The organism is Streptomyces roseochromogenus subsp. oscitans DS 12.976, assembly GCF_000497445.1.
GTDB classification, from domain to species: Bacteria; Actinomycetota; Actinomycetes; order Streptomycetales; family Streptomycetaceae; genus Streptomyces; species Streptomyces oscitans.
This window is the reverse complement of sequence record NZ_CM002285.1, coordinates 6533757-6536433: the sequence shown is the minus strand read 5'-3', so window position 1 is coordinate 6536433 and position 2677 is coordinate 6533757. Positions and strand designations below refer to the sequence as shown.

Here is a 2677-nt window from a genome sequence, read left to right as displayed (position 1 = left end):
ATGTTCTGCGTGATGTTGTCGCCGTAATTCCCCGCCCTGGTGTCGGCGGTTCCCCAGGGGGACGCCGGTCGTGGATGGGGATGCCGGTCACGGTCTCGGGTTGAAGATCTTTCCCCGTGTCGGGTGGTTTGTTCGACCGATAGATCCTTCTTGCGAATTGGTGGAGATCCCCTGGGGCATGCCGGTGCCGGGTTGAGGGTCCGGGCCGTCTCGGAGTCGCTGGTGTCCCTTGACCAGCGAGCCGGGAGGTCGACGGACGATCCGGATGGCAAGGAGAACATTCACCGTGACGGACATCGTGGAGATCTACGTCCACTGGTACGCGGGCCGCTCGAAGACGCAGCTGGCGGCGTCGCTGGGGCTGGACCGCAAGACGATCAGGAAGTACCTGGCGCCGGCCGAGGCGGCCGGGATCACGCCGGGCGGCCCGCCGATGAGCGAGCCCGACTGGGCGAAACTGATCAAGAGCTGGTTCCCCGAGCAGGCCAACAGGCGCTTGAATCAACTGACTTGGCCGGAGATCGAGAAGCACCGCGACTACGTGGTGGAACTGCTGAACACCTGCACGGTGACCACGATCCACCAGCGGCTGCGCGACGAGCGCAAGCTGCAGGCGGGGCTGACCTCGTTTCGCCGGTGGGTACACGAGAACCTGCCCGACGAGGCCGCCCGCGCCAAGGTCACCGTGCTGAGGGAGAACGTCGAGCCGGGCTCGGAGGCCCAGATCGACTACGGCTTCCTGGGGCAGTGGATCAACGCCAACACCGGTCGGCGGCACCGGATTTGGGCGTTCGTGATGGTGCTGCCTGCCTCCCGGCACATGTTCGTCCGCCCGGTGGCCCACATGGACCAGCACGCCTGGACACAAGCCCACGTGGAGGCGTTTCGCTACTTCGGCGGCGTCCCGCGCCGGCTGGTGCCGGACAACCTCAAGACCGGGGTCGACAAGCCGGACCTCTACGACCCGAAGATCAACAAGTCGTATGCCGAACTCGCCTCCTACTATGGGGCGTTGGTGGATCCGGCCCGGGCTTTGAAGCCGAAGGACAAGCCCAGAGTGGAGCGGCCCATGCCCTACGTCCGCGACTCCTACTGGCGCGGGCGGACGTTCACCTCGCTGGAGCACATGCAGGCCGAGGCCCTGCTCTGGTCCCGTAATGTCGCAGGTCAGCGGCAGTGCCGTCCGCTGGGCGGGGCGGCTCCCTTGGCGGTGTTCGAGTCCATCGAGGCGCCGGTGCTGCTGCCGTTGCCCGAGGCGCCGTTCGTGCTGGCGCGGTGGTCGAAGGCGACGGTCGGCCCGGACATCCACATCAAGGTCGGCCGGACCCTCTACTCGGTGCCCTGGAAGCTGATCGGCCGCCGCGTCGATGTCCGCTCCACCGCCACCATGGTGCAGGTCTTCCACGAGGGTGAACTGGTCAAGACGCACGCGGCACTTGAGCAGGGCAAACGCACCGACAAGACGGACTACCCGCCGGAGAAGATCGCCTTTCAGATGCGCACGCCGATCTGGTGTCGCGGTCAGGCATCCCAGGTCGGGGATGCCTGCCGGGAGGTGATCGACCAGCTCCTGGAGGTCAATGCCCTCTACCGGCTCCGGGCGGCCCAGGGGGTGCTCGGGCTGCGCAAGAAGTACGGCGACATCAGGCTCGAAGCCGCCTGCCGCAAGGCGATCACGGTCGGCGACCCGTCCTATCGCACCGTCAAGGGCATCCTTGTCGCCGGCACCGAGACCGACCCGGAACCCGAGACCGGAGACGGTGGCGCCTCGGCCTTCCTACACGGCCCCGAGGGCCTGTTCGCCACCGACATCCCCCTGCAGATTCCCGATGACGTCCGCGACGACCAGGGGAACGACGACGTCGAGGAGGTCGCCCGGTGAGCGTGATGACCACCGCTCTGCGTGACTCGCTCAAGATCCTGCGGCTGTCCGGGATGCTCGAGACACTCGACGCCCGCCTCACCCAGGCCCAGGGCGGCGAGCTCGGGCACCTCGATTTCCTGCAGGTTCTCTGCCAGGACGAGATCACCCGCCGTGAATCCGTTGCGCTCGAACGGCGCCTGCGGCGGGCGAAGTTCGAGCAGCAGGCCACCTTGGAGGGCTTCGACTTCAACGCCTCCCCGAAGCTACCCGCGGCCCAGATCCGCGACCTGGCGGCCCTGCGATGGCTCCACTCCGGTGAGTCCGTCATTTTGTTCGGGCCCGTCGGGGTCGGAAAGACACACGTCGCCCAGGCCCTCGGTCACCAGGCCGTCCGACAGGGCGCCAACGTCCGTTTCTCCAAGACCAGCCGGGTCCTGGCCGAGCTCGCCGGCGGCCACGCGGATCGCACCTGGGACAAGCGCATGCGCGACCTCATCCGCCCCGACCTGCTCATCCTCGATGACTTCGCCATGCGGCAGATGAACGCCTCGCAGGCCGACGATCTCTACGAGTTGGTCTCCGAGCGGCAGGGACGTTCTCTGATCATCACGAGCAACAGGGCGCCCAGCGACTGGTATCCGCTCTTCCCGAACCCCGTCGTCGCCGAGTCACTCCTCGACCGGCTGATCAACGCCAGCCACCAAGTCATCATGAACGGCCCAAGCTACCGTCCCAACAAGCGACCGAAGGGCCCCAACGGCACCCCCAAGCCCCCGACCAGCTGACTCACCGACACCCCAGGGGTGTCCCATT

The 2677-nt window shown here is 67.0% G+C and carries 2 protein-coding genes; both read left to right on the top strand.

The features are described from left to right. Positions 1–286: 286 nt before the first annotated feature. Positions 287–1882, top strand: a complete 1596-nt coding sequence (istA, locus tag M878_RS77975) for an IS21 family transposase (protein WP_023548257.1) — start codon at positions 287–289, stop codon at positions 1880–1882. Beyond that, on the top strand, positions 1879–2649 hold the full coding sequence (istB, locus tag M878_RS77970) for an IS21-like element helper ATPase IstB (RefSeq protein ID WP_023548259.1): 771 nt from the start codon (positions 1879–1881) through the stop codon (positions 2647–2649). Before istA ends, istB begins: the two co-directional genes overlap by 4 nt. The last annotated feature ends 28 nt before the right edge of the window (positions 2650–2677 follow it).